General features: G+C 45.2%; 24 protein-coding genes and 1 pseudogene. 16 read left to right on the forward strand and 9 right to left on the reverse strand.

Going from position 1 to position 23,081, the window contains the following annotated elements; all coding sequences use genetic code 11:
* Positions 1–24 precede the first annotated feature (24 nt).
* The 10 genes from E7027_06515 to E7027_06560 all read left to right on the forward strand — a co-directional run bounded on the left by E7027_06515 (position 25) and on the right by E7027_06560 (position 7,029).
* Positions 25–723, forward strand: coding sequence for a hypothetical protein (locus E7027_06515; GenBank protein MBE6421756.1), 699 nt, complete (start codon positions 25–27; stop codon positions 721–723).
* Positions 534–932, forward strand: a complete 399-nt coding sequence (locus E7027_06520) for a hypothetical protein (GenBank protein MBE6421757.1) — start codon at positions 534–536, stop codon at positions 930–932. Before E7027_06515 ends, E7027_06520 begins: the two co-directional genes overlap by 190 nt.
* 93 nt (positions 933–1,025) lie before the next feature.
* The gene (locus E7027_06525; GenBank protein MBE6421758.1) at positions 1,026–1,727 is read left to right on the forward strand and encodes a hypothetical protein; all 702 of its coding nucleotides are present in this window, start codon (positions 1,026–1,028) and stop codon (positions 1,725–1,727) included.
* Positions 1,728–1,794: 67 nt separating this feature from the next.
* Positions 1,795–2,274 (forward strand): DUF177 domain-containing protein, encoded by a 480-nt coding sequence (locus E7027_06530; GenBank protein MBE6421759.1) that lies wholly within the window; start codon positions 1,795–1,797, stop codon positions 2,272–2,274.
* A 41-nt stretch (positions 2,275–2,315) separates the two neighbouring features.
* On the forward strand, positions 2,316–2,522 hold the full coding sequence (locus E7027_06535) for a 50S ribosomal protein L32 (protein ID MBE6421760.1): 207 nt from the start codon (positions 2,316–2,318) through the stop codon (positions 2,520–2,522).
* A gap of 8 nt (positions 2,523–2,530) precedes the next feature.
* Positions 2,531–3,574: a phosphate acyltransferase PlsX gene (gene plsX, locus E7027_06540; GenBank protein MBE6421761.1), complete on the forward strand. Its 1,044-nt coding sequence runs from the start codon at positions 2,531–2,533 to the stop codon at positions 3,572–3,574.
* Positions 3,574–4,317, forward strand: coding sequence for a 3-oxoacyl-[acyl-carrier-protein] reductase (fabG, locus tag E7027_06545; GenBank protein MBE6421762.1), 744 nt, complete (start codon positions 3,574–3,576; stop codon positions 4,315–4,317). Before plsX ends, fabG begins: the two co-directional genes overlap by 1 nt.
* Positions 4,318–4,369: 52 nt before the next feature.
* Entirely contained in the window at positions 4,370–4,615 is a 246-nt protein-coding gene (acpP, locus tag E7027_06550) for an acyl carrier protein (protein MBE6421763.1), read from the forward strand.
* Between the two features lie 13 nt (positions 4,616–4,628).
* Complete coding sequence (gene rnc, locus E7027_06555) at positions 4,629–5,282, forward strand: ribonuclease III (GenBank protein MBE6421764.1); 654 nt, start codon at positions 4,629–4,631, stop codon at positions 5,280–5,282.
* A 13-nt stretch (positions 5,283–5,295) separates the two neighbouring features.
* Positions 5,296–7,029, forward strand: a complete 1,734-nt coding sequence (locus E7027_06560) for a hypothetical protein (protein ID MBE6421765.1) — start codon at positions 5,296–5,298, stop codon at positions 7,027–7,029.
* Between the two features lie 63 nt (positions 7,030–7,092).
* Here the strand turns inward: E7027_06560 and E7027_06565 are convergent, their stop codons facing one another.
* From E7027_06565 to E7027_06580, 4 genes are read right to left on the reverse strand one after another with little or no spacing between them, the layout of a single operon-like run.
* Complete coding sequence (locus E7027_06565) at positions 7,093–7,404, reverse strand: hypothetical protein (protein MBE6421766.1); 312 nt, start codon at positions 7,402–7,404, stop codon at positions 7,093–7,095.
* 54 nt (positions 7,405–7,458) lie between these two features.
* Positions 7,459–9,711 carry a translation initiation factor IF-2 gene (gene infB, locus E7027_06570; GenBank protein ID MBE6421767.1) on the reverse strand — a complete coding sequence of 751 codons (2,253 nt, stop codon included), beginning with the start codon at positions 9,709–9,711 and terminating at the stop codon, positions 7,459–7,461.
* On the reverse strand, positions 9,686–11,071 hold the full coding sequence (locus E7027_06575) for a transcription termination/antitermination protein NusA (GenBank protein ID MBE6421768.1): 1,386 nt from the start codon (positions 11,069–11,071) through the stop codon (positions 9,686–9,688). Before E7027_06575 ends, infB begins: the two co-directional genes overlap by 26 nt.
* A 26-nt stretch (positions 11,072–11,097) precedes the next feature.
* Positions 11,098–11,556: a ribosome maturation factor RimP gene (locus E7027_06580; GenBank protein MBE6421769.1), complete on the reverse strand. Its 459-nt coding sequence runs from the start codon at positions 11,554–11,556 to the stop codon at positions 11,098–11,100.
* Positions 11,557–11,772: 216 nt separating this feature from the next.
* On the opposite strand from E7027_06580, the gene E7027_06585 reads away from it, so the two are divergent.
* Positions 11,773–12,792 carry a porin family protein gene (locus E7027_06585; protein MBE6421770.1) on the forward strand — a complete coding sequence of 340 codons (1,020 nt, stop codon included), beginning with the start codon at positions 11,773–11,775 and terminating at the stop codon, positions 12,790–12,792.
* 128 nt (positions 12,793–12,920) lie between these two features.
* On the opposite strand, the gene E7027_06590 is transcribed toward E7027_06585, so the two are convergent.
* On the reverse strand, positions 12,921–13,649 hold the full coding sequence (locus tag E7027_06590) for a hypothetical protein (protein MBE6421771.1): 729 nt from the start codon (positions 13,647–13,649) through the stop codon (positions 12,921–12,923).
* A 141-nt stretch (positions 13,650–13,790) separates the two neighbouring features.
* On the opposite strand from E7027_06590, the pseudogene E7027_06595 reads away from it, so the two are divergent.
* Positions 13,791–13,910: pseudogene (locus tag E7027_06595) on the forward strand (prepilin-type N-terminal cleavage/methylation domain-containing protein).
* 451 nt (positions 13,911–14,361) lie between these two features.
* On the opposite strand, the gene E7027_06600 reads toward E7027_06595, so the two are convergent.
* Positions 14,362–15,117, reverse strand: coding sequence for a toxin-antitoxin system YwqK family antitoxin (locus E7027_06600; protein MBE6421772.1), 756 nt, complete (start codon positions 15,115–15,117; stop codon positions 14,362–14,364).
* Positions 15,047–16,255, reverse strand: a complete 1,209-nt coding sequence (locus tag E7027_06605) for an aminoacetone oxidase family FAD-binding enzyme (protein MBE6421773.1) — start codon at positions 16,253–16,255, stop codon at positions 15,047–15,049. Before E7027_06605 ends, E7027_06600 begins: the two co-directional genes overlap by 71 nt.
* A gap of 108 nt (positions 16,256–16,363) precedes the next feature.
* Here E7027_06605 and E7027_06610 point away from each other — a divergent pair, with 108 nt between their 5' ends.
* Genes E7027_06610 through E7027_06620 form a run of 3 tightly spaced genes read left to right on the forward strand, consistent with a single transcriptional unit; the run spans position 16,364 to position 18,175 of the window.
* The gene (locus tag E7027_06610; protein MBE6421774.1) at positions 16,364–17,017 is read left to right on the forward strand and encodes a hypothetical protein; all 654 of its coding nucleotides are present in this window, start codon (positions 16,364–16,366) and stop codon (positions 17,015–17,017) included.
* 18 nt (positions 17,018–17,035) lie between these two features.
* Positions 17,036–17,674 carry a hypothetical protein gene (locus E7027_06615; GenBank protein MBE6421775.1) on the forward strand — a complete coding sequence of 213 codons (639 nt, stop codon included), beginning with the start codon at positions 17,036–17,038 and terminating at the stop codon, positions 17,672–17,674.
* A gap of 30 nt (positions 17,675–17,704) precedes the next feature.
* Entirely contained in the window at positions 17,705–18,175 is a 471-nt protein-coding gene (locus E7027_06620) for a type II secretion system protein (protein ID MBE6421776.1), read from the forward strand.
* Between the two features lie 1,462 nt (positions 18,176–19,637).
* On the opposite strand, the gene E7027_06625 is transcribed toward E7027_06620, so the two are convergent.
* Positions 19,638–20,309 (reverse strand): hypothetical protein, encoded by a 672-nt coding sequence (locus E7027_06625; protein MBE6421777.1) that lies wholly within the window; start codon positions 20,307–20,309, stop codon positions 19,638–19,640.
* 571 nt (positions 20,310–20,880) lie between these two features.
* Between E7027_06625 and mutY the strand changes: the two genes are divergently transcribed.
* Complete coding sequence (gene mutY / locus E7027_06630) at positions 20,881–21,918, forward strand: A/G-specific adenine glycosylase (protein MBE6421778.1); 1,038 nt, start codon at positions 20,881–20,883, stop codon at positions 21,916–21,918.
* 66 nt (positions 21,919–21,984) lie between these two features.
* Here the strand turns inward: mutY and E7027_06635 are convergent, their stop codons facing one another.
* Complete coding sequence (locus E7027_06635) at positions 21,985–23,010, reverse strand: hypothetical protein (GenBank protein MBE6421779.1); 1,026 nt, start codon at positions 23,008–23,010, stop codon at positions 21,985–21,987.
* Positions 23,011–23,081: the final 71 nt, after the last annotated feature.

Below are 23,081 nucleotides of genomic sequence, written 5' to 3' on the forward strand. Positions count from 1 at the left end.
ACCTTATTTTTAGGCCCGCGAAATATGCGCGTAAGCGAGGACGGGGAATTTTCCTGGATAGATGTTACCCCGGAACCGGAAGCCTTTGATAATTTGTGGGCTTACCGGTTATTCCCTGCAGAAAAAAAATTAACCGGCAAAGGTGTAACCGTGGCCGTGGCGGACAGCGGCATTATGTCCCACCCCGAATTTAACGGTAAAAATATTCAAGGACAAGATTTTACCATGTCCGGTTTTATTACGGATATCAAAAATCACGGTACCGGTGTGGCGGGGGTTATCGGTGCGCGCGGACTTCGTTTTACCGGGATAGCCCCAAACGCGGCAATTCTTGTTTATAAAATCGACGACGGGAGCCGTTTGGTCGGCCCGCAGGCGTCCGCTTCGGCACTCAACGCTATTTTCGACTACAACCAACAAAACCCGAATCAAAAAATTGCCGTGGTTAATTTAAGTTATGGTGCTTCGGGCGGGGGGAGTGTTCCGCTTACAAATGCCATCAACCGTTTGCACGATTCGGGCGTTGTGATTGTCTGCCCGGCGGGAAACGACGGTTTCCCGGGAGTACATTATCCCGCTATCTGGATACCACTTTGGCAGTCGGTGCTTTGGCGAGCGATCAACGCAATGTATATTCCCACTCCTCCTTCGGCCCGCAACTTGACTTTATTGCTCCCGGGGATCGTGTGTACACCACTTCTAATGACGGCGGCTACACTTTGATGAGCGGTTCTTCTGTGGCGGCGGGTTTTGTCAGCGCGGCGGCGGCCTTGGCGGTGGAAGGTTTCAAAAATAAACACGGACGCTACCCCACGGTAAGCGAAGTGAAAGAAGTGTTAAAATCCGTTAGCGAAAAATTAGCCGGTGTGCCCGACCTTAAACAAGGAAACGGAATCATCAATGTAAGAAAGTTGGAAGAAAAGTTTAGGTAGTTAAAAAGTCCCAACGGTTGATAGGCCTTTAGACCCTGTTTTTTAAGAAAAAAGTTTTTTACAATACTCAATAGATTCTAATTTGGAGAAATTATGAACAAAAAAATTTTATGTGCTGTGTTGTTTTGCTTAACTGCCCCGTTGTGGGGGGCGCAAACCGAATCTCTTTCCTGCGCGGTAGAACGGGCTGCCTTCCAAGCCAAGCAGGAAAAAATTTCCCTCAAACAGGAAGCTCATGCCCATTTTGCGACGGCCGCGGATTTTTATTCCCAAACGCGTGTGGGGGAATATGTAGATTCTCTCGTTTCGGAACAGGTTTTCAAATCTGTCGGCCCGGAAAACAGCGATTTGGTTTGGCAGGTGGTATCCGTCCATGTCCCGCAAGAAGCTTATGAAGCATGTTGGACGGCTCTTGATAAAATGGGAAAATTAAATTTTTCTGCCAACCGTCGTGCCGTAAACGGCAAGATAAAAGAAAGCCATAACTTGGATACTCATACCTTCCGTTGGAAAGAAATTGTTTATCGGTTGGAAGGGACAGGTTCCCATCTTTTTTCCATAAAAGCCCCGTTGGACGGTAATGTGTTGCATGGGGCTCACTCCGCCGATAAATGGGCGAAGTCTTTTCAAATTACTTTTTGTGCCGATGTAAAAGGGAAGCCCCGCGGTGAAATGTTCCAAACCTTAAAAAAGGTTTCTCCGCCGTTGCTGACCTTGGAAGAAAAATCTGTTTCCGGCTCTTTTGAAAAGCACGAAACCATTGTGAAAGAAATTTCCTTGGCTTGGCCTTTTTAGTTTTTCTCGCAACGGGTTAGAAAAAGATTTCCCTTTTTGGTAAAATAATAATATGAACGAAAATTCTATGTATCACGATTATGATGTGCCGCAGGATTTACAATTTAAGACGGCCGATATTATCCGCATGGGCGGATTGGATTGTTCTGCCAAACTAAGCACAAAATATTTCGAAGATATCTTTGCCGCGCCGAATAAAATTACCCAAGTATCGGTGGAACTTTCGTTTTCTGTTGCCAGCAAAGAAATACTGGTTCGCGGCAAAATAAACGGCGAGCGCGAAGTGGAATGTGCCCGTTGTTTACAGAGGGAAACCCAGCCTTTTGGCGAAGAATTTTTGGAAACCTATAGCATCAAGGGCGAAATAATTGATATAATGTTACTTGTGCGGCAAACGCTTGCGTTGACCGAAGATATCCGTTTTCTGTGTAAGCCCGATTGCAAAGGTTTATGTTCTCTTTGCGGGCAAAATTTGAATATCGCTTCGTGCGATTGCAAGCCGGAAAACTTGTCGCCCTTTGCAGCATTAAAAGGAAAATTTAAGTAATTAATCTAGCACTTTACTAGAGTAGAATAGGAGTATTACCAATGCCGAATCCGAAGAAAAAACACACTCGCTCCCGCCGGGACATGAGAAGATCTCACAACTCTGGGGTAGAACTTCCCCAACTCGTGGCCTGCCCGAACTGCAAATCTCCCAGACTGCCTCACAACGTCTGCCCGACCTGCGGTTTTTATAAGGACAGAGTGGTAGTGGCCCCTAAAGCCAAAACCGAAACCCCCGAAGCCAAATAACACCTGTTATGAAAATAGCCTTGGACGCCTTAGGCGGAGATTACGGCGCAAAACCCAATGTTGAGGGAGCTTTGAAAGCTGCCAAGAACCTCGGTTTAGAGATTATCTTGGTAGGGGACGAAGCCGTCTTGCGTCGTGAACTTCGCGAACATGGGTATGCGGATATGCCGAAAAATATTTCCATTGTCCACGCCCCCGACACCATTGATATGGGTGCAGAACCCGCCAAAGAGTGTCGCAATAAAAAAGGCGCCAGCATTGTGGTATGCGCTAACCTGGTCCGCAAGGGCCAGGCGGACGCGTTTGTATCCGCCGGGCATTCCGGTGCGGCCATGGTGGCTGCTTTGTTTGGTATGGGGCGCATCAAAGGCGTACAACGCCCTGCTATTGCCTCTCCCATGCCCACATATAAAGGGGTAAGTTTGTTGTTAGACGCCGGCGCCAATGCCGATTGCAAACCTATTCACCTTTTGCAATTTGCCGTCATGGGTTCTGCTTATATGCAGAAAGTTTTTGATATCCCCGCTCCGTCGGTGGGCATTTTGTCTATCGGTGAAGAAGAAACCAAAGGGAACTTTTTAGTAAAAAACACGATTCCGCATATGCGCGAAATCGGGGTAAACTTTAGAGGTACTTTGGAAGGCCGCGATGTGAACACCGGTGATGCGGATGTAATCGTTTGTGACGGTTTCGTCGGCAACATCGTTCTAAAAATGGCGGAAGGGTTAGCCAAAACCATGATTAACATGATTAAGCGCGAAGTGAAAAAACGCCCGCTTGCCATTTTGGGCGCCCTTCTTTCCAAAGGTGCTTTTAAGGCTGTTAAAAATCACACCAACCCCGATTGCTACGGCGGGGCTCCCTTAGTGGGGGTCAACGGCGTGGCGATTATCGCTCACGGAAAATCTAACGATTTCGCTATTTATAACGCATTGAAAACGGCCGCTCGCTTGGTGGAAAAAGATTTCATCGGCGATGTATCCGCTAAAATGGAAGCCCTTAAACCTACTTTCGATGCGATTGAACAAGAAATTCACCAGGAGGAAAACTAATGGCGGATTTCAAAGGGAAAAATGTAATGATTACCGGCGCCACGCGCGGAATCGGCTATGCTTTGGCTGAAGAGTTTGCCAAAGCCGGGGCCAATTTGGCGGTGTGCGGCACAAGTGAAACTGCCCTTAAAGAAGCGGCCGAAAAACTTTCGGCTTTCGGCGGCAAAGTATATGTGCAAAAGGTAAATGTTGCCAGCAGTGAAGATTGCGATTCTTTTGTGGAAAACACTTTTAAGACTTTCGGTTCTTTAGATGTGCTCGTCAACAATGCTGGTATCACGAAAGACAATTTAACCGTCCGCATGAGCGAACAAGATTGGGACGATGTAATTGCCGTGAATTTGAAAGGAACGTTTTTAATGTCCAAAGCCGCGCTTAAAGTGATGTTCAAAAAAAGATGCGGCAATGTGGTTAACATTTCTTCCGTTGTGGGGGAAATGGGTAACCCCGGCCAGGCTAACTATGTGGCCAGTAAAGCGGGCATTATCGGGCTTACCAAAACGCTTGCCAAGGAATTCGGTTCCCGCGGCGTGCGTGTAAATGCGGTGGCCCCGGGTTTTGTGCAAACCGCTATGACGGACGCCTTACCCGAAGATGTAAAGGCAAAGGCTTTGGAAGCTGTGCCTCTTAAACGATTTGCAACAACGCAGGATATCGCCAAAGCAGTTATGTTTTTGGCCAGCGAAGACGCCTCGTATATTACGGGGCATGTTCTCGCCGTCAACGGCGGGCTTTATATTTAGATTTACATATTGTAAACAAGGGTAAGCCCCTTAAAAATTACGGAGGACTAAAATGTCTGTAGAAAACGTGCAAGAAAGAGTAAAAAATATTATCGTAGAACAGTTGGGTGTTGAAGCCGACCAAGTGAAACCGGAAGCCCAGTTCGTAAACGATTTGGGTGCCGACTCCTTGGACACGGTAGAACTCATCATGGCTTTGGAAGAAGAATTTGATGTTGAAATTCCCGATGAAAAAGCCGAAAAAATCAAAACGGTAGGCGAAGCCATCAGCTATATCGAAGAAAACGCCAAAAAATAAAGTGTATACCGGTATTGAAAAAATTATCGGTTACCGCTTTACAAATAAGGATATTTTAAAGGAAGCACTCACTCACAAATCCTACGCCGGGGAACGCCGCAGCGCCAAACATAACGAGCGCTTGGAGTTTTTGGGAGACAGTATTTTAGGTGCAATCGTTGCCGATTACATCTATAACCAATGCCCTCATGTAGAAGAGGGAGTGCTTTCTAAAATAAAATCTAACCTTGTTTCCAGGCGGAACCTGTATCTTTGGGGTAAGCAACTGGGCTTGGGGCAGTATATGCTCCTGGGCCACGGGGAATTGGCTACCGGCGGGAGAGAGCGCGACAGTATTATCTCTAACGCGGTGGAAGCCGTTTTGGGTGCTATTTATTTAGATGGCGGTTATCCGGCGGCGGAGTCCGTGGTGTTGCCGTGGGTTAAAACCCAAGCGCTTACGCAAGATACACGCGATTTTAAGAGTTTGTTGCAAGAGTATTTACAAAAAAGAGGGCAACAAACTCCTACTTATGAAGTAATTCAAACCGTTGGGCCGGAACACGACAAAGTGTTTACCGTTCGAGTGAGCCTGGCGGATAAAGAACTGGGGGTTGGCAAAGGGCATAACAAAAAAATGGCCGAACAAGCCGCCGCCCAAGATGCTTTTGAACGCATGAAAAAATAGAAGAGGACGATTTATGCTCCCTACCAAAAAACCTTCTTCCCGTGTTTCCTTGCAATCGGAAAAGAAAGTGCCGGTTAAGGGTTCCTCTTTGATGGCCAAACCGTGGCTCGTTTTGGCCTTTATTGCTGCTCTTCCTGTCTTTTTGTTACTCGCTTTTACCTTCAAAAGCGGTTATTCTCCCAGCAGTCGTAAGCCCGGCAAATACGATAAAATTGTTTCCGTCAAAACTTCCACCGAAATTGCCGACCAAGCCACCGCGGCCTTGCAACGCAAAGATACCCAAACTTTTCTGGATATTCTCCAACAACAAGTAGGGGCCAATATCAATATGGTAAATGGAAAAGGGGATACCTTGTTGTTGGCAGCAGTATCTATGGGAAATTTAGAAGCCGTACAACAGTTGATTCTCGCCGGGGCTGATGTAAATAAAAGAAATGCCTTTACAAAAGATACCCCTATCCTCCGCAGCTTATACGGGGATAATGCCGAAATTACGCGCCTCTTGGTTTATTCCGGTGCGGATATCAATGTGAAGAATAACTATAATCACTCTCCCATGTTTTTGGCTTTGGAAAAACAAAAAGGGGAGTTTATCGATTTGTTCCTTTCCAGCGGTGTAAAAGAAGGGTTGAATACGGACTATCTTTTCCGTGCCGTTGCCAAGAAAAATTATATGGGTGTACTCGCCATGCTTAAGGGGGGGGTGAAACCCAATGTTAAAAATACAAAAGGCAATACTCCTTTGATTATTGCCGCATCGCTTGGAGATGTGCCGACGGTTCAATCTTTAATGGCCTACGGAGCTGATGTAAATGCGGCCAATAACGATGGAAATACGCCCCTTATCTATGCTGCTCGTTACAATCACCCCGGTGTTATTCGCGAGTTATTAAAACCTCAAATGATGCAAGTTCCGTTAGATGTAAACATGCAAAATAAGTTAGGGCAAACCGCGCTTTATTGGGGGGCGGCTAAAGGGTATGAAGAGGTTGTTCGCCGTTTGCTCGCGGCCGATGCCGACCCGACCATTTCTGCTAACGACGGGCTAGTGCCTTACATGGTGGCACAAAAAAATAAGCGCGTGCAGGTTTTGCCGTGGTTTGAAAAGAATTTGGTAGAAGTAAAGAACAGCGTAATTGAGCAGGATAATGCCGCTTTGGCTGCCCAAGCCAAAGCCGAAGGGCGCGAACTGCCCACTCAAACCGAAACCGCTCCCGAAAAACCCGTTACGGACGACGATATCTTTAAGGCCGCCGCGGAAGGGGACGAAGAACTTGCCGAACGCGTGCTGGATCAAAATAAAGCCGTTGTGTTTAATAAGAACAAAGCAGGCGATACGCCCCTGTTGGTTGCCGTATTAAACGGAAAAACGAATATGGTAGATTTTTTGTTGGATAACGGTTCTCGCTTATTTGATGCTTCGGGCAGAGGAAATGTTTTCCATATTGCGGTTACCAATAACGATATGGTTATGTTGAAACATTTGGTGGCCCAAGCCCGTCGGGAAGGGCGCTTGGCCATGATGCTTGAATATAAGGCTCGCCGCCCCGGTCAAAAACAAACTTTTACTCCTCTCGGTTTTGCCGCTTTAGATTGCAACCGGGAAATGTATAAGTACTTGGTTTCCATGGGTGCCAAACCGGGAACTCTTACCAACGGACAAAACTTGCTGGGCTTTGAATCTCCCGCTGATTTAATGGCCAAATGTAAGGCAAAACCGACAGCGGCCAAGACGCTTAAAAAATAACCGATTTTAGATAAAAAAAGGACATAAGAAAATTTCTTATGTCCTTTTTTTTACAATCTTTTTTTATGCTTCCAGGCGGATAATGATGTAAATAATCAGCGTAAGGGCGGTTGTAATTCCCGTCAGCCACCAAGTCAGTTTCCAAGTAAATCCTGCACAAAGCAAAATAATAAAAGAGATAAACCCTACTAACAGGCCGCCTAATAAGGCTATCAAAATCAAAAAGGGAATTGTCAGCCCGGGGCCCATTTCTCCGCTGCCGATCGTCATGGTTACCAAGGAATAAATCATCGCCAGCAGGCAGGTGGTACATACGCCCAAAGCCGGGAAACACGCCCCACCGAGGGCTTGTAGTAGTCTCGTAATAAAAGTCATTTCCTTCTCCAAATAAAAATGCCCTATGCCGAAGCATAGGGCATTTTTATGAGATTACATTGTAATGCGTCTGGTTACATTATCCTTGCGGAAGCACTCAATGGTGTCGCCTTCGGCAACGCCTTTGAAGCCTTCAATCAGGATACCGCACTCATAGCCTTTTTCCACTTCTTTTACATCGTCTTTGAAGCGTTTAAGGCCCCCGATTTTACCATGGCCCACTTCGGTACCGTTGCGTTTAATGCGCACTTCGTACCCGCGAATCATGGTACCCGATTCTACAAACGAACCGGAAATCAAACCGGAACTGAGTTTCATTACTTTGCGAATTGTTGCCGTGCCCACGACTGTTTCCACCACATCGGGTTCCAACAACCCTTCCATGGCGGCTTTGATATCTTCCAATAATTCAAAGATAATCGTGTAGCGGCGGATTTCGATGCCTTCGCGTTCGGCTTCGGCTTGCGCTTTGTGTTCCACATCTACATGGAAACCGATAACAACCGCGTTAGAGGCTTTGGCGAGCAAAATGTCGGACTCGTTGACATTACCGGGAGCGGAAAGGATAATATCCACTTCCACTTCGTCGGACGGAATACGCAAGAGCGCATCTTTAATGGCTTCGATAGAACCTTGCACGTCGGCCTTCAAGATAAGGCTGAGTTTTTTGACAGTGTTTCCGTTTTCGTCGTTTTTAGCCAGGTTCATCAAAGACACTTGCTTGCGGTGGGCCTGCGAGTCTTCTTTTTGGGCCAATTTGCGTTTTTCGGCCGCGTAGCGGGCTTCTTTTTCACTCGGCATAATGTAGAGAGTATCCCCTACTTGCGGCGGTTCGCCGTTGATACCTAAAATTTCAGCCGGAACGCTGGGGCCGATTTTTTGATAGCGTTGGGAATTTTCATCAATAAGCGCGCGGATACGGCCGGAGTTTGTGCCTACGATAAAAGGATCGCCCACTTTCATGGTGCCTTTTTGTACCAGTACTGTAGCCACTACACCGCGTTTGTTATCGCGTTTACTTTCCAAAATAACACCCACGCCGGGTCTGTCCGGGTTGGCTTTCAGTTCCATCATTTCGGCTTGCAGCGCAATCATTTCCAAAAGTTTATCAATGTTGATATTCTTTTTGGCGGAAATTTCTACGAAAATGGTGGTACCTTGCCACTCTTCGGGCACAAGTCCGCGGGCGGCTAAATCTTGTTTAACGCGGTCTACATTGGCGCCGGGCAAGTCGATTTTATTAACGGCCACGATAATCGGGGCACCGGCAGCCTTAGCGTGTTCCATGGCTTCTACCGTTTGGGGCATGATGCCGTCCGTAGCGGAGACAACAAGCACTACAATATCGGTAGCTTGGGCACCGCGGGCACGCATAGCGGTAAAGGCTTCGTGACCGGGGGTATCCAAGAAGGTAAGGGTGCCGCGCGGAGTTTTTACGCGGTACGCACCAATGTGCTGGGTAATAGCGCCCGCTTCTCCGGCTACTACATTAGATTTGCGGATAGCGTCGAGCAAACTGGTTTTACCATGGTCCACGTGACCCATAATGGTGATGACAGGGCTTCTGGGTTGCAAGGAGGCCGGGTCGTCTTGGGTATCCATAAGGGCCAAGGTTTCTTGGTTCAAATCTTCTTCTACAAGTTCTGCCTTAAAACCGCAATCGTCCACGATTAGTTCAATCATGTCTTTTTCCAACCGTTGGTTAATGGTAGCGAAAATGCCCATCATCATCAATTTTTTAATAAAGTCATTGGTTTTGATGTTCATTTTTTCAGCCAATTCTTTTACGGTCGGTTGCCCCACAATGCGAATTACTTTTTCGTCTTTTTTGGGGGCCTGCGGTTGAACGGGCTTTTGCTGGCCGTGACGGTTGGTGTTAGCCGGGTGTTGCGGCCGATTTTCCTGCGGTTGAGCCGCGGGCTTGGGCGCAGGTTGCGGGGCCGGGGCCGGTTTCGGTTCGTTGACGGGAGCCGGTTGCGGCTTGGGTGCAGGTTGTTGGGCCGGGGCCGGTTTTACTTCCGGCTTCGGCGCTTCTTGCACCGCAGGGGCGGCTTGTTGCACCGGCTGAACGGATTGTTGTTCCGTTTTTTCTTCTACAACTGGACTCTCTGCTTTTTTAGTAGCCGCTTTTTTGGTAGCGGTTACTTTTTTGGCCGTGGTCTTTTTGGCGGCGGTTTTGGTAGCCGTCGTTTTTTTAGCGGTTGTTTTTTTAGTCGCGGCGGTTTTGGCCGTGGCTTTTTTGGCAGCCGGCTTTTTCTTGGCAGTAGATTCTTCTTCGGTATTAGTTGTTTTCTTGGTTGTCGTCATTCACTGCCTCCTGCGGCTGGGCAGATTTTTCTGCCAAATACTTTTTGGCGCCTTCAATAATTTTAGCGGCGGTTTTATCCCCAATGCCTTGCACGGTGGACAAATGTTCCGGTTCTAATTCGGCAATTTGTTCCACAGTAGTAAAGCCGGATTTTTGCAACACTTCCGCCATTTTGGGGCCGATGCCTTCTACATCAGCCAAAACGGCTTGCACGGCGGCAGTGGCTTCTTTTCCTTCTTGGGCTTTTTGAGATTCGCTCTTTACTTCCAAGTTCCAGCCGGTGAGTTTAGAGGCGAGTTTAATATTTTGCCAATCTTTACCGATAGCAATAGCCAATTGATCGTCCGGTACGATTACCGTGGCGCGTTTTTCGGCGAGGCTGTCGATTTTTACAAAGTCCGCTTTTGCCGGGGCTAAGGCGTTCATGATAACGGTGGACACATCATCGGAATAGTTGATAAGGTCGATGCGTTCGCCGGAGAGTTCGTTCATAACGGCACGAATACGAATCCCGCGCATACCTACACAAGTACCGATAGGGTCGATTTTGTTATCAATGCTTTTTACCATTACTTTGGCGCGGAAGCCGGGGTCGCGTTGGATATTTTTAATTTCCACGATACCTTCGTTGATTTCCGGCACTTCCACTTTGAAAAGTTCTTCCAAGAATTTGCCGTTGGCGCGGGACAAAATGACATACGGCCCGCGTTGGCCTTTATCCATTTTGAAAGCGGCCGATTTGTAGCGGGCGAGAACCGGGTCATCACCGATGTTGGCCAAGTCGTTTTGGTTGAGTACTTTGGTGATGATGGCTTTTACGCGGGAACCGTTAGCATAGCGTTCTTTTTTGATTTGTTCGCAGTAGGGCAAGATGGCTTCCACTTTCCCTAAGTCCACGATAATATCGCGGTCGGAAAAGCGACGCACGGAACCCGTGATTACTTCGCCTTCGCGGGGTTTAAATTCTTTGTAAAAGTTGTCACGTTCAATACCGCGTACTTTTTGGATAAGCACTTGTTTGGCAATTTGCGCGGCAATACGGGAGAAATCTTCCACTTCCAAGGTGTGGGTTACCACATCGCCGGCTTTGGGGTCTTTCAAATAGGCTTTGGCGCCTTCCACATCAATTTCGGTTTCCGGGTTGGTAACAAGTTCCACTACATTGAGGGTTTGAAAGGCTTTGATAGAGCCGTTTTCTACATCGATTTTCGCACTGATTTGGGCGGTTTTACCCAAGTTTTTGCGAAGTGCGGAAACGAGGGCGTCTTCAATCGTTTTCAAGATATCGGCGCGTTTAATATTTTTTTCTCTTTCCAAGCCTTCTAAGGCGAGGACTAAATCTTTTGCAGTTCCTTCCATTTTTGTTGTTCTCCTTTTGTGTCTGGTTAAAATTTAAGGACAGGGTCCAAATTTGCTTTTTTAATATTGTCGTAGGCGAAGCGGAATTGGTTTGTTCCGTCGTCTAATGTAAATTCGGTGTCGCCCGCTTCGGCGATGACACCCGTGAAAAACCCACGGCCTTCCAACGGTACTTTCAGCACCAATTTCACGCGGTGAGTTACAAATTGCTTAAAGTGAGCCGGTTTTTTAAGTACGCGGTGCACTCCGGGGGAAGACACTTCCAAAATATAAGCGCCGTCAATCAGGTTTTCCATTTCCAAAATGGAATCGATTTTATCGGTCAGTTCGCCGCAATCGTCCAGCGTTACGCCGCCTACTTTATCCACGAAAAATTGGAGCAGTTTTTTCTTGCCTTGATTTTGAATGACAAGATCCACCAATTCCACTTGTTCGTTTTCCAAGGCTTTCGCCACGGTTTGTTCAATGGTTTTCGGGTCTCTCATAATTACTCCTTGTTAAAACCTTATTAAGGAAAGAGCGACTTGTTACCAAGTCGCTCTTTCTAATACACTAATATACTACCATTTGGGGGGTACAATGTCAAATTTCTTTTACGCGTACGGAAGAAAAACTAATCAGTTTTTTGCGTTGACCAATAAAAACAGGCTGGCTAAAATGAAAATGTAGTAAGTAACTGTATTATCAGTTAGGGGGATAACATGAATAAAAAATGGATGTTTATTGCCGGGGCCGTTTTATTTTGTACGGCTCTTGCTTTTGCCCAAGAGGGCAGTATAACCTATGGCGAAGCAGCCGTAGTGAGCGGGCCTGACGGTGTTGCGGTAGTGGGGGAAGAAGTAACCTACCCGACGCAGGCTTCCCAAAATGTAAAAAAAGCCGCCGATGCTAAAAAAGCCGCGGCTAAAAAAACCATAGCCAATTCCAAGGCTTATCAAGAAAAACTGGGCGCCCAAGCCACCCAAAAGGCCAACGCCGCCGCCCTTAAAAAAGGCGAACCTGCTTTGAAAGTAAACAAAACGACGACCACCACCAATGTCTATGATGTAAGTGTAACCGATAAAAAAGGTACCACCGATTACGGTATTGTGGAAGAAACCGTTACCAACGCACAAGGCAGCAAAACCACCGGCGGGGTAATTTACAGCAACTATACGCCCAGTAAAGTGGCGCGCGCTAACGAAAAAGGCATGGAAGTTTCCTTCGCGGCCGGTATGGGGCTTAGCATGAATGAAGATCGCCTGGGCGACCGTTACAGTACCAACGGTTTAGCCGCCGGAGCCAGTGTGTTGAAGGAAGTTTCTCCGCACTTTTCGTGGGGGCTTGATTATATGATGCTTCACCCGCATGGCAGAACGTACCACGAATCTATGGCCGAACGCCATTATGAAGATATTTACGCCCATAATATTGCCTTAGCCGGTAAATATACTTTCAACGCTTGGGATAGTCTGCAAGTATATATGCCTATGGGCGTTGGTATGATGAATGCGCGCATGAAAACCCACCACTCCGGTACAGGTAGCAGTGATAAGGATAAATGGGGGGCTTCCGCCTATATCGGCTTAGGTTTGCAGTACGACTTAACTTCCAGCGTATTTATGGGGTTGGAATACCGTTATGCCTATGCTTTTATTAACGACAAAGACCTTACCTTCTTTGATCGCGATAAACGCTTGCAATTCCATTCCGCCGCCTTGCGGTTAGGTATGCGCTTTTAATAATCTGCACAGCCAAACAATTACTCATAGGGGGCTGGGGGGGAACGAAACCTTCGTTCCCCTTTTTATGTTGTTTTTCTAGATGTAAAAAACCCCTGCGTGAGTAGCAGGGGGTGATAGTATGTTTGCTATGCAAAACGCGTATATACGCGGGCGGCTTCTTTGCCGTCACTTTCCCGCACGAGTACATGCCAAAAAGAGGTTTCACTTTCCGGGTACACTTCCACGCGGAGCGTTTCTTTTTCTTTACATTCCGTCTTGAAGGAAAGCAAAATCTGTTCCAATCTTTTACCTTTTTTTATTTCGGCCGGTACGCTTTCCAGGGCCCACGCGGCATAGTGAGTGTTGTTAACATGCGTGTTAATATCTAAATCTTCCTCGCGTGTGATGATTTGCAAAGCAGCAGTAGGCGTTTTGCACGGAAGGGCCGCCTTAAAATTACCTTCGGGTTCCAGTTCTTCGCGCTCGGCAGGGTTCATATCCAGCAAGTGTTGCGGGGTGCGCACCGGGCGGCGGCGTGTGATGTCAATAATTACCCACCACGACGATCCTTCCATAATTTTATTTCCGTCTTGGCCGTAAATAATAAATTGGCGGCGGCTTAGTAATTTGTCCGAATAAGCGTGCCAAGTTTCCACCGTAACATCTTGTTGCGCAATATCGGCTTGTAAGGCGCGGGCTTGCATGTGGGTTAACACCCAAGCGGTGTTGGCTTGTTGCATATCGGCAAAACCGAAATTAAGTTGTTGGCTGTCTAATGCGGCACATTCCTGAAAGTATTTCAGCAAGGTTTGTGTGGGGATATTCCCTTGGGCGTTTAATTCATCAAAGCGTACTTGGAAAGTTTTTTTAATCATAAAATCTCCTTTTTTATATTTTATCTGTTTTTTGAAAAGCCTTGACCCGTTTTTTTTTTTTCTTACAATGTACCTAATCGGTAGGCAGGAAGAATTAAAATGTTGTTTGCTCGCCGAAAACTTATTTATAAGAGGTTTTGTATGAAAAAGGGTTTTACTTTGATAGAACTTTTGGTCGTAGTGTTAATTATTGGTATCTTATCTGCAACGGCTTTGCCGCAATATACAAAAGCGGTGGAAAAGTCTCGCGCTACGGAAGCCATTACCAACCTGCAGACTATTGTAAAAAATGTGGAAATGGCTATTCTTGCCGGAAATACCGATTCTTATGCAAACCCGGAAAATTGGGATATACAACTTGCAGGCGGAACTTGGAAAACCGGCGGTTGTTGTGGCCCGGAATTTACCACAAAAAATTTTACATATCTTCCTGCTGATGATAATACGGGAGTAAGTGCTTATCGTTGTCAAGGTAATTGTAGTACAAGCTCCTCTGGATACAGTAACACAGAATATGAATTATTCCAAACTTATCCTAGTATAGACGGAGAAAATATTAAATTTTGTGTTGGAACAACAGATTTAGGCAAAAGTGTTTGTAAGTCTTTAGTTTCACAAGGATTTCAAAATCGTAGTTAGTAAATATGAATTTTTTGTAACATAAAACCCCCGCTGAAAAGCGGGGGTTTTTATCGTCAGAAAAATGCATCAATTAATGGATTTTTTTGAGTGTCAAAATGCCGTCTTCAAAAAACCACTCTTCAATCAGTTCGCCGGTCTCGTTGAACTTTTTGGTTACGCCGTTGGGTTTCCCGTCCTTGTGGGGGGAGATAAGCGCAATCGTTCCGTTGGGGTGATAAATAATTTTATCGCCGATGATTTTATCGTTTTTATAGGTGCATTCGGAGCGCAAATCGCCGTCGGGCGTATAGACTTTACAAACACCGTTTAAGTACCCTTTGTGGTATTCGGCGGTTTCCAACACTTTTCCGTCGGGGTAGTATTTTACTTGTTTGCCGTCTTGGATATCATCTACATAAGAAAATTCTTTATACAAACGGCCGGTGGGGTGGTACACGCGGGCTTTTCCTTGCAACATACCTTTTTCGTAGTATTTTTCAATGCTTACTTTGCCGTTGTCAAAGTAGATTTTGCACGCGCCGTTGCGTTCGCCGTTTCTAAATTCACATTCAAAATAGGTTTTGCCGTTTTCAAAATATTCTTTTACGGTACCGTCGGGCATGGTGCCGGTGTGTTTTTCAATATCTAAGTTTTTGTCCAGCGTTTCGCTGTAAACTTCTTTTCCGTCAATATAATAAGTGCGGATAAACCCCACATGCAAGGGGTCGTTGTTACTGGTAGTTTTTCTGACGATTTCTGCCATAGTTATTTCTCCTTCATAAGTTCTGTGCCGCGATAAATCCGCTGGCCCAGGCAAAATGTAAATTAAATCCGCCGCTTTGGGCATCTACATCTAACAATTCGCCCGTAACAAACAACCCCGGGCATTTAAGGGACTCAAATGTATTATAGTTTATTTCCCGCAAATTTACACCCCCGGCCGCAACCATAGCCTCTTGCCAAGGGCGTAAAGATACGGCGGTAACGGGCCATGCGGTAAGGGTTTCAAAGATGCGTTTTAAGGTGTTGGGAAATTGCTCTTTCATGGGGATATTTTTTCTTATCCCCAAAAAATCTATCAGTAAATTGCTGATGCTTTCGTGTAGCATACCGGCAAAAAAATCTTTCGGTTTTCGGTGACCGAAACGGTTTAGACGGTCTTGAAAAAAAGCATTAAAATCTGTTTGCGGAAAAAGGTTTACGGTCAGTTTGGCGGGGCCTTTTGTAAGCAATCGGGAAATTTCCCCGCTTGCGTTAATAGCCGCCGGGCCGCTGATGCCGTAGTTGGTAAATAACAGTTCCCCTTCTGTTTCACAAACAGAGGAGTCGCCCTTCCACACTTGCAAACGCACCTGTTGACGAATACCCGAAAGACGCGCAAGGGCCGTTTCTTTTAAGCAAACGGCGCTCAACACCGGGCGGGGGGATAAAATGGTATGTCCCAAGTTTTTGGCTAAATTATATCCGCTTTGCGTTCCGCTTACTTGCGGATACGCGCACGAACCGCAGGCCAACACGACCCGTTTGGCTTGGTAGGTGGTTTGTGCGGTGGATACGGAAAAAGTTTTCCCTTTTTTTACGCGCACCACTTCCGCCCCGGTTATAATTTCCGCCCCGGCTTCCTGCACGGCTATTTTTAAGGCGTCCGTTACGGCGGTGGCTTTGCCGGTAAGGGGAAAAATGCGTCCTAGGGCTTCTTCGGTAAGAATAATGCCCAAATCTTCAAAATAGGCATGGCATTTCTCGTAGGAAAATTGTTCCAATGTTTTGGCGATAAGGGTTTTGTCGGCTTGATAAAAACCGGGCGAAACACGGGTGTTTGTCAGGTTACAACGCCCGTTTCCGGTAACCAGAATTTTCCGCCCGACGGTTTGTTCCTTTTCCAGTAAAAGGGTTTTCCGTCCGCGCAAAGCAATCTCCCGCGCGCATAGCAGCCCGCTGGCTCCGGCCCCGATAATAATTGCGTCGTAAACAGAAGATTTCATTGTTTACAGTTTAGCATAAAAAGAACCGAAAGAAAAAGGCACTTTTCCCCTTGACACTTATCCCTAGAAGTATATACTATTAAAGAAGTACTTTTCAGGAGGAACTATATGAAATTTTTAATGCTTTTAATGTCCTTTTTTCTGGTAGGGGGAGCGGTGGAATTGCAGGCTTATCAGGCGGGCACGCCTAACCGTCCCCAATTCGGTGCCCAACGGGCAGAAAGTGAAGATGACGGGGAAAATTCTTCCGTTCCGGGGGCCCGTTCCCGCGTAAAAACGCGCACTTTCAGTAATTACGGCTCTCGGCAACAATGGGGTAAAGGTGTAGAAACCAAAGCCGTTCAAACAAACCCTGCGGCCATTGTGCAAAAAGGCGAACAAACTCAAACGGGTGCCACGGATAAATTTTCCAAATCTAAACCCGATGCCAAGGCCGACAAAGCTAAAGATAAATTGAAATCCGGCAAAAAAGCCCCCAAACAAGAAGAAAAGAAAGACAATGCCAAAGGGGCGGCCGATGCTGCTAAAGCGGTCCAACCCGCCGAAGCGGCTATGCCTGCCGAAATGGCTAATGTAATGCAACAAATGCAAGGTATGCAAGAAATGATGAAAATGATGGGTGGCGGAGCCGGGGCTCCTGCCGGTGGTGCCAAGGGCGGTGCCGCTGCGGGTATGCCTGCAGGTATGAATATCCCGGGTATGCCGGATATGTCTGCGCTTATGAACGCGGCCGCTGCCGGGCAACAACCTGCTCAAAAATAACCCAAAGAGGGCTCTTTTATGTATATAAATAAGGGATTTCTGTTAGTGGGAAGTTTGGTATTGGTGGGGTTAACTGCACAGGCGCATCCCACCACGCAAACGGTTGTTTCCAGGCCGAAAACGGATACTTCGGTTTCGCGTCCTACCACTAATGTCTCATCTTCCCGTCCTGTTACTACGGTAAAGGTTTCCCGCCCGGAAACAAAAACGGCTGTTTCCCGTCCCACTACGACGGTAAAAAATTCCCGTCCCGAAACCGAGGTGGAAGTTTCCCGCCCCAAGACGGAAGTTTCCGTTTCGCGCCCGACGACCGAGGTTTCTGTTTCCCGCCCGGGGGCAGTAGAACTTGCCGACGGGAAAGGCGCGGATAAAAAGGGTAAATCTAAAAATAAAAAAACCGCAGTTTCTTCGGCCGAAACCAAAACCTCTATGAGCGGATACCAACCGCCCAAGGCCAAAGATTTTTCTGCCTCTCCTAACAACTTGGGTACTGCCAGTGCCGAGGAGCAAGCCGCCAAAGATGCCGCCGCAGCGGCCTTCAAAGTACCCAAAGCGCAAGATCCTTCTGCCGCTAATGCGGGATTGGGCGATCCTATTTCCAAGGATTCTATTATGCAAAAGGTTAAACAGAAAGCCGCTAACCGAAGGAAGAAATAGCATTCCCCTTTTAGGGAAAAAGGAGTTATTATGAAACAAGGTTTTACATTAATAGAGTTATTGGTTGTTGTATTGATTATCGGGATATTGGCTTCCGTGGCCTTACCGCAATATAATATGGCGGTGGCCAAGGCGGAATTTTCTGAATATGTGACTATCGGAAACACGCTATTTAGAGCAGAGCAACTCTATTATATGGCCAATGGTAAATACACAAAAGATCTGACGGAATTGGATATACAAATTCCTGCAAGTATTAATATTTCGTTTTTTGGTGATGTAAATAGTGCTACTAACTGGTTTGGTGGGGCCGATGTTGGAAAAACAAAAAGATGGAATGAATACAGATACAGAGTCTTTTTTACACTTGAGAGAAGTGGAACTCGGTGGTGCTTGTCCTACAAGGCAACCGATTTTACAAGAAAATTTTGTGATAGTGTAGCCGGCAAAAAAGGGACTCAGGCGTCGTATTATTATTCCGAATTTTCATCAAAACTTTAGAACTATCTGTAAGGAAGGGGGGAAACCAAAAAAAGGTTTCTCCCCCTTTTTTGTCCTTTCTAGCCAAAGAGGGGGGCTTGTCCCTTTTAAGATAGAGCGATTTTCCTTTTCTCTGCCTGTTTTGTAACTCCTATATAAAAGGTAATAGAATTTCCCCTCTAAAAAATTTTCCATACTTCATCAAAATCATCTTGATATCCCCTTTGTTTCTCCAATTCCCCCCGGATAAAATGCTCTCTCCGGAAAGACGCTATAGACCTCTTATTAAGTTTCCGCATGGCCGTGTAATCTCCAAGGGCGCAGGGTAAGGGAAGTGTCTGTTTTTACCTGTGCCCGCGCGCAACTGGCCCCAAGGTTCTTTGAAAAGGTCTTGGAAGATTACTAACAAGCCTAAAAATATAAAAAGTTAATAAAGTAAGGAGCAAATACCAAAAACCCCTAAAAGCCCATCCTCGCTATTTCGTTTTGCCCCATACCCCAGGTACCCCCAAATCGTTCTGGGGCGTTTTATAAAAATGCAAAAAAATGGGTTATTTTGATAATTTAAGAAAACAAGATCTGTTTTTTTGTTTGCAAAATAAAATGCAATTTTGCATAAATAAACAAGGGGGGAAGGGGGTAGAAAATATAAAAAAATGGAAAAAACGAAGTAAATTTTGCTTTTTTGAAAACGCAAAACAGGTGGTTTTTGTAAAGAGTACTTTTTGAAAATTAAGCGTTGAACCGCAAAAAAACAGAGTTTTTTGCGATTATTTTTTTGAACAAAGAGTGCTAATAAAATAAATCTATATTACTTGTTAGAATATAAAAAAAAATATATAAAAAATAATAGAAATTAAAATAAAAATAATAATGTTTATAGAGTTGTTTTTTTGTTTGTTTTTTGTATATTAGTTAACATAATAAAAATTATCATTAGTAAAATATTGCGGACATATAACCCCCCGTTTACCAAAAAGGAAACCTGATTTATGCCGGATTTCTGCCTGTCTTATCCACAAGGTTTTTAAGTAATGTAAAAATCTTTTTTATGCAATTTTGCAAAGAAAAACAAGATAAATAATCTTATTCTGTGTATTAGATTTTAGGGGGAGCAAAATTTGGAGTGATTTTGAATTAAGAGATGTTCTAAAAATGCGATTTAAGGAGTTTTAGGGTATCTATCCCCCACCGGTTTCTAATTTGCGCGGATATTGTATAAAAAATAAAGTTAGTAAAGTAAATGAAAAGTAAGCAGAAGTAAAAAAAGGGTCTTTGGGTAGAGACAGAACGCCTAAAACGGGCCGTTTTGAAATAAAAAAGACCAATTAACTTGGGTGGCCCCGCAAAGGCATAAGGAAAACCTTTACCAGTATCGCCCCACCATAAGCCAATCATTGGCCAGCATCCGAGCGGGAAAGTTTATGCGTGTCAAGTTAATTAGTCATTAATATTTTAGCGAACAAAGAGCCTTTTTTCAATTTTAGGCCCTTTCCCCGGCCAATCGTTCCGCCAGCACAAAAGCGCGGGCAAAGCCCTCATTAGTGGCTTGGTAACTTCGGCTGCGCTTACTGCCGCTGGATATAAGGTAACCGTTTTTTATTTCCCCGGCCAAAATTCTGTCCAGTCTCCCCTCTGCAAAGCCGGACTTGCGCATGGCTTGGGCTAATAATAATGCGCTAAATTGCGGTTTTTGTAACAAGGCGCGGGTCCCGGCAACAAGCAGTAAGGCCGCCTCTTGGGGAGAAAGGCGCATTTTTTTGCGCAAAATGACCAAATCCCCCTCCTCTTTTAAGAGAATTTCCCAAGCCCTTGCCGTATTGTGGGGTTTATCTGCCAGTACGGCCGGAATACGGGGGCTTGTGGCAATAAGGGGTTCCTGCGAATAAGCCGGGCGCGGAAGGGCTAATTCGGTCGCAAATGGTTCTTGCGGAGGTGTTAGTGTTTCGGATTGGGTGGCTTGCGGGGCTGTAAGCGGGTAGGTTGTCCGCTTTATAGGCTTGTTTGCGGGTATGGAAGAGGCCTTTTTACCTATCAAAGCCAGGAATTGTTGGCGTTGTTCTTCAATAAACTCTGCCGATCCTTCTGCTTCAAACTCTTCTCCCCCTGCAAAACGAAAGCGAATTTTAAGGTTTTGCTTATTTTCTTCCACCATATACATAAGCCTCGCATTAAAAGTTATCCACCGGGGTTATCCCCCGATATAGACATATAATAAATTAAATTTTGGCATATGTCAATATTAAACTTTTTAATGTCTTTATATGTCAAAACCTGTTGGCAACTCTGTTTCTACGACGAGAAATAGGCGAAAAATGAATAAAAATATAAGCAAAAAGCAGGCAAAAAATGCTATTTGAACATATAAAAAATCTAACATAAGTCTTATAATTAGATTTTCTTGGCCGGGGTTGAAGTAAAATGTGCCCAAAAACATACTTTTGAAAAAGCAAAAAGAAAGACAGTTTTGAAAAGAAAGATTTTTCCCCTTGTTGAAAACAAGGCAATAAAAAACCAAAATAAACCACAAATTTGCGAATAAAAAGTTTCCCAATCTCGTAAAAACATAAAAAGCAAAAACGAGGTTGAATTTGCAAGCCCTCTAATTTCCTATTATCCCTAAAAAGGGATAGTAGCGGTATCCCTTAAAATGTTTTAGCGCGTTTGGCTAAATTTTTTAGGTCTTTGGGAAAGTGCGTTTTCTATAAAAATAGTAAAATAGGGATATGAAAAATTTTTCCGCCACCTTGCTGAAATGGTATCAAACCCACAAGCGCGATTTGCCTTGGCGTCGCACCCGGGAGCCGTACCATATTTGGATTTGTGAAATCATCATGCAGCAAACCCGTATTTCACAGGGGTTGGAGTATTACTTGCGTTTTATAGACCGTTTCCCTTCCCCCCAAGTTTTGGCGGAGGCCACGGAAGACGAAGTGTTGAAATACTGGCAAGGGCTCGGCTACTATTCCCGCGCGCGAAACTTGCACGCGGCCGCCAAAAGCATGAACGGAGTTTTCCCCGAAACCTACGAGGAAGTCCGCTCGTTAAAAGGGGTGGGCGACTACACCGCCGCGGCCATTTGCTCTATTTCCTATAATATGCCTTATGCGGTGGTGGACGGAAATGTCTATCGGGTGCTTTCGCGTGTGTTTGGCATAAACACTCCCATAGATTCCCCCTCCGGGAAAAAGGAGTTTACCGCTTTGGCCCAAAAACTACTGGATAAAAAACATCCGGGCGATTTTAACGAAGCGCTTATGGATTTTGGGGCCACCTGTTGCACGCCGCAAGCCCCGCTTTGTGCGGAGTGCCCGTATAATAAGAAATGTGTGGCCTATTTAGAAGGGAAAGTGGATAGCCTGCCCGTAAAAACACAAAAGACAAAAGTGACGGAACGCTTTTTTCACTATATATATGTAGAGCAAGGGGGCAAGACTTGGTTACATAAGCGCGGGGCGGGTGATGTGTGGCAGAATTTGTACGAGCCACCCCTTGTAGAAACGCCGCGGGCTTTGCCGGAAAAAAAATGGATTGCTTCGACTTCTTATACAGAATTATTTTCCATACATACCCCCCAACTCCTTGCCGGGCCTCTAAAGCACGTTCTTTCGCACCGGGTTATCCATGCGGACTTATATAAGGTTGTTCTTCCCCCCTCCGCCAAAGTACCCGAAGGGTTTATCCGTATAGCGACAAAAGATTTACCCAAGTATGCCGTTTCCCGCCTGGTGCAGAAACTTTTGGAAAAGGGCGGTGTGTTGTAAGAAAAGTTTTAAGAATAAAAAAGAGCCCGCCGAAAGGCGGGCTTTTAATAACTATGAGATAGTAGTTTAATTAAGAAGTCCGGTTTCCATAAGTGCTTTTTCAACTTTTGCCTGGAAGGAGGGATAGAGGACGCCTAATTCAATGGGTTCTAATGGTGTTCCTTTTGCCTTTAGTTCGTTCAAAAAAAGTTCAAAATTTTTTACGTCATAAAAATTCAAAGGTTCCCCTATCGGAGATACCGGATCCCACTTCCATGAGAAGTTATTATCTAACGAAAAGAAAGTAATCGTGGTCCCTTCTCCATATTTAAAGCTGGCTCCGACTCTTATAAACTTAGTAAGTTCATTCCATTTTTCTAAAGAAATTGGTTCATTTAGGAAGGGTTTTCCATCAATTTGCAAAATCGGAGAGTTAGCATCGGGACGGAATGCTAATTCAATCGGAATAGAGGAGCCCGAGTTAATAGTTAAAATGCCTTCTTGCGGGTTGAAATTAAATCTTTGGAACCTATCTTTAAAACCCTGAACCAAGTACGGAAGGTATTCTTCGGGCATAATAACAGTGAAAGGTTCTTCTGCATTGGGGGTAGTTAATTCAGTAAAAAGGACTCCCCCACTTAATTCCATGCTAGTAAATAAGATCCCTTTCCTGGATAAAAATTTATCAGCAGGAAAATCTTTAGGAATAAAAATATCTCTAAGAGACTCAATGGCTAATAAATCTTTTGTGGTATTTTTTGCTAAGGCGTCTGCTACGGATTTTTCCAGTAAATCTATGGAAGGAATAGAGACTCTTCCGGCAGAAAGCGGTGTGCGCGTGTTAGAAAAATTAATAACATTCGTAATTTTACCGGCAGAAACGACTGGATTGCTGGGGGTTTTAACGACGGGCGAAACTTGAATGTATCCCCCAGCTCCTATGGCCCAAGGATTTACGGAAACAGGAGTAGTGGGCATGGGTACCGGTTTTATTCTAACAGGTTTTACTCTAATGGGAACTTTTTGTGCATTCACTTCAAAAGAGACGGTGCAAAACAATGTAGCCAACAAACTTGTTATTAACAGATGTTGCATCTTTTTCTTCTTAAACATAAGGTTTTATCTCCTTGAGGAATGTATTGTATACCGTTCCTCTATACTTAATATACTTAAAGATTAATTTT

The sequence above is a fragment of the Elusimicrobium sp. genome (assembly GCA_015062115.1).
In the GTDB taxonomy this organism is placed as follows: Bacteria; Elusimicrobiota; Elusimicrobia; order Elusimicrobiales; family Elusimicrobiaceae; genus Avelusimicrobium.

Excerpts from the sequence above, each read along its gene's own strand:
- acpP (MBE6421763.1), top strand. The coding sequence starts at position 4,370 with ATGTCTGTAGAAAACGTGCAAGAAAGAGTAAAAAATATTATCGTAGAA.
- E7027_06610 (MBE6421774.1), top strand. The coding sequence starts at position 16,364 with ATGAAATTTTTAATGCTTTTAATGTCCTTTTTTCTGGTAGGGGGAGCG.
- E7027_06535 (MBE6421760.1), top strand. The coding sequence starts at position 2,316 with ATGCCGAATCCGAAGAAAAAACACACTCGCTCCCGCCGGGACATGAGA.
- E7027_06635 (MBE6421779.1), bottom strand. The coding sequence starts at position 23,010 with ATGTTTAAGAAGAAAAAGATGCAACATCTGTTAATAACAAGTTTGTTG.
- E7027_06530 (MBE6421759.1), top strand. The coding sequence starts at position 1,795 with ATGTATCACGATTATGATGTGCCGCAGGATTTACAATTTAAGACGGCC.
- E7027_06560 (MBE6421765.1), top strand. The coding sequence starts at position 5,296 with ATGCTCCCTACCAAAAAACCTTCTTCCCGTGTTTCCTTGCAATCGGAA.
- E7027_06515 (MBE6421756.1), top strand. The coding sequence starts at position 25 with ATGCGCGTAAGCGAGGACGGGGAATTTTCCTGGATAGATGTTACCCCG.
- E7027_06620 (MBE6421776.1), top strand. The coding sequence starts at position 17,705 with ATGAAACAAGGTTTTACATTAATAGAGTTATTGGTTGTTGTATTGATT.
- E7027_06580 (MBE6421769.1), bottom strand. The coding sequence starts at position 11,556 with ATGAGAGACCCGAAAACCATTGAACAAACCGTGGCGAAAGCCTTGGAA.
- E7027_06585 (MBE6421770.1), top strand. The coding sequence starts at position 11,773 with ATGAATAAAAAATGGATGTTTATTGCCGGGGCCGTTTTATTTTGTACG.
- fabG (MBE6421762.1), top strand. The coding sequence starts at position 3,574 with ATGGCGGATTTCAAAGGGAAAAATGTAATGATTACCGGCGCCACGCGC.
- E7027_06565 (MBE6421766.1), bottom strand. The coding sequence starts at position 7,404 with ATGACTTTTATTACGAGACTACTACAAGCCCTCGGTGGGGCGTGTTTC.
- infB (MBE6421767.1), bottom strand. The coding sequence starts at position 9,711 with ATGACGACAACCAAGAAAACAACTAATACCGAAGAAGAATCTACTGCC.
- E7027_06625 (MBE6421777.1), bottom strand. The coding sequence starts at position 20,309 with ATGGTGGAAGAAAATAAGCAAAACCTTAAAATTCGCTTTCGTTTTGCA.
- mutY (MBE6421778.1), top strand. The coding sequence starts at position 20,881 with ATGAAAAATTTTTCCGCCACCTTGCTGAAATGGTATCAAACCCACAAG.
- E7027_06525 (MBE6421758.1), top strand. The coding sequence starts at position 1,026 with ATGAACAAAAAAATTTTATGTGCTGTGTTGTTTTGCTTAACTGCCCCG.
- E7027_06600 (MBE6421772.1), bottom strand. The coding sequence starts at position 15,117 with ATGCCCAAAGCGGCGGATTTAATTTACATTTTGCCTGGGCCAGCGGAT.
- E7027_06615 (MBE6421775.1), top strand. The coding sequence starts at position 17,036 with ATGTATATAAATAAGGGATTTCTGTTAGTGGGAAGTTTGGTATTGGTG.
- plsX (MBE6421761.1), top strand. The coding sequence starts at position 2,531 with ATGAAAATAGCCTTGGACGCCTTAGGCGGAGATTACGGCGCAAAACCC.
- E7027_06605 (MBE6421773.1), bottom strand. The coding sequence starts at position 16,255 with ATGAAATCTTCTGTTTACGACGCAATTATTATCGGGGCCGGAGCCAGC.
- E7027_06590 (MBE6421771.1), bottom strand. The coding sequence starts at position 13,649 with ATGATTAAAAAAACTTTCCAAGTACGCTTTGATGAATTAAACGCCCAA.
- E7027_06575 (MBE6421768.1), bottom strand. The coding sequence starts at position 11,071 with ATGGAAGGAACTGCAAAAGATTTAGTCCTCGCCTTAGAAGGCTTGGAA.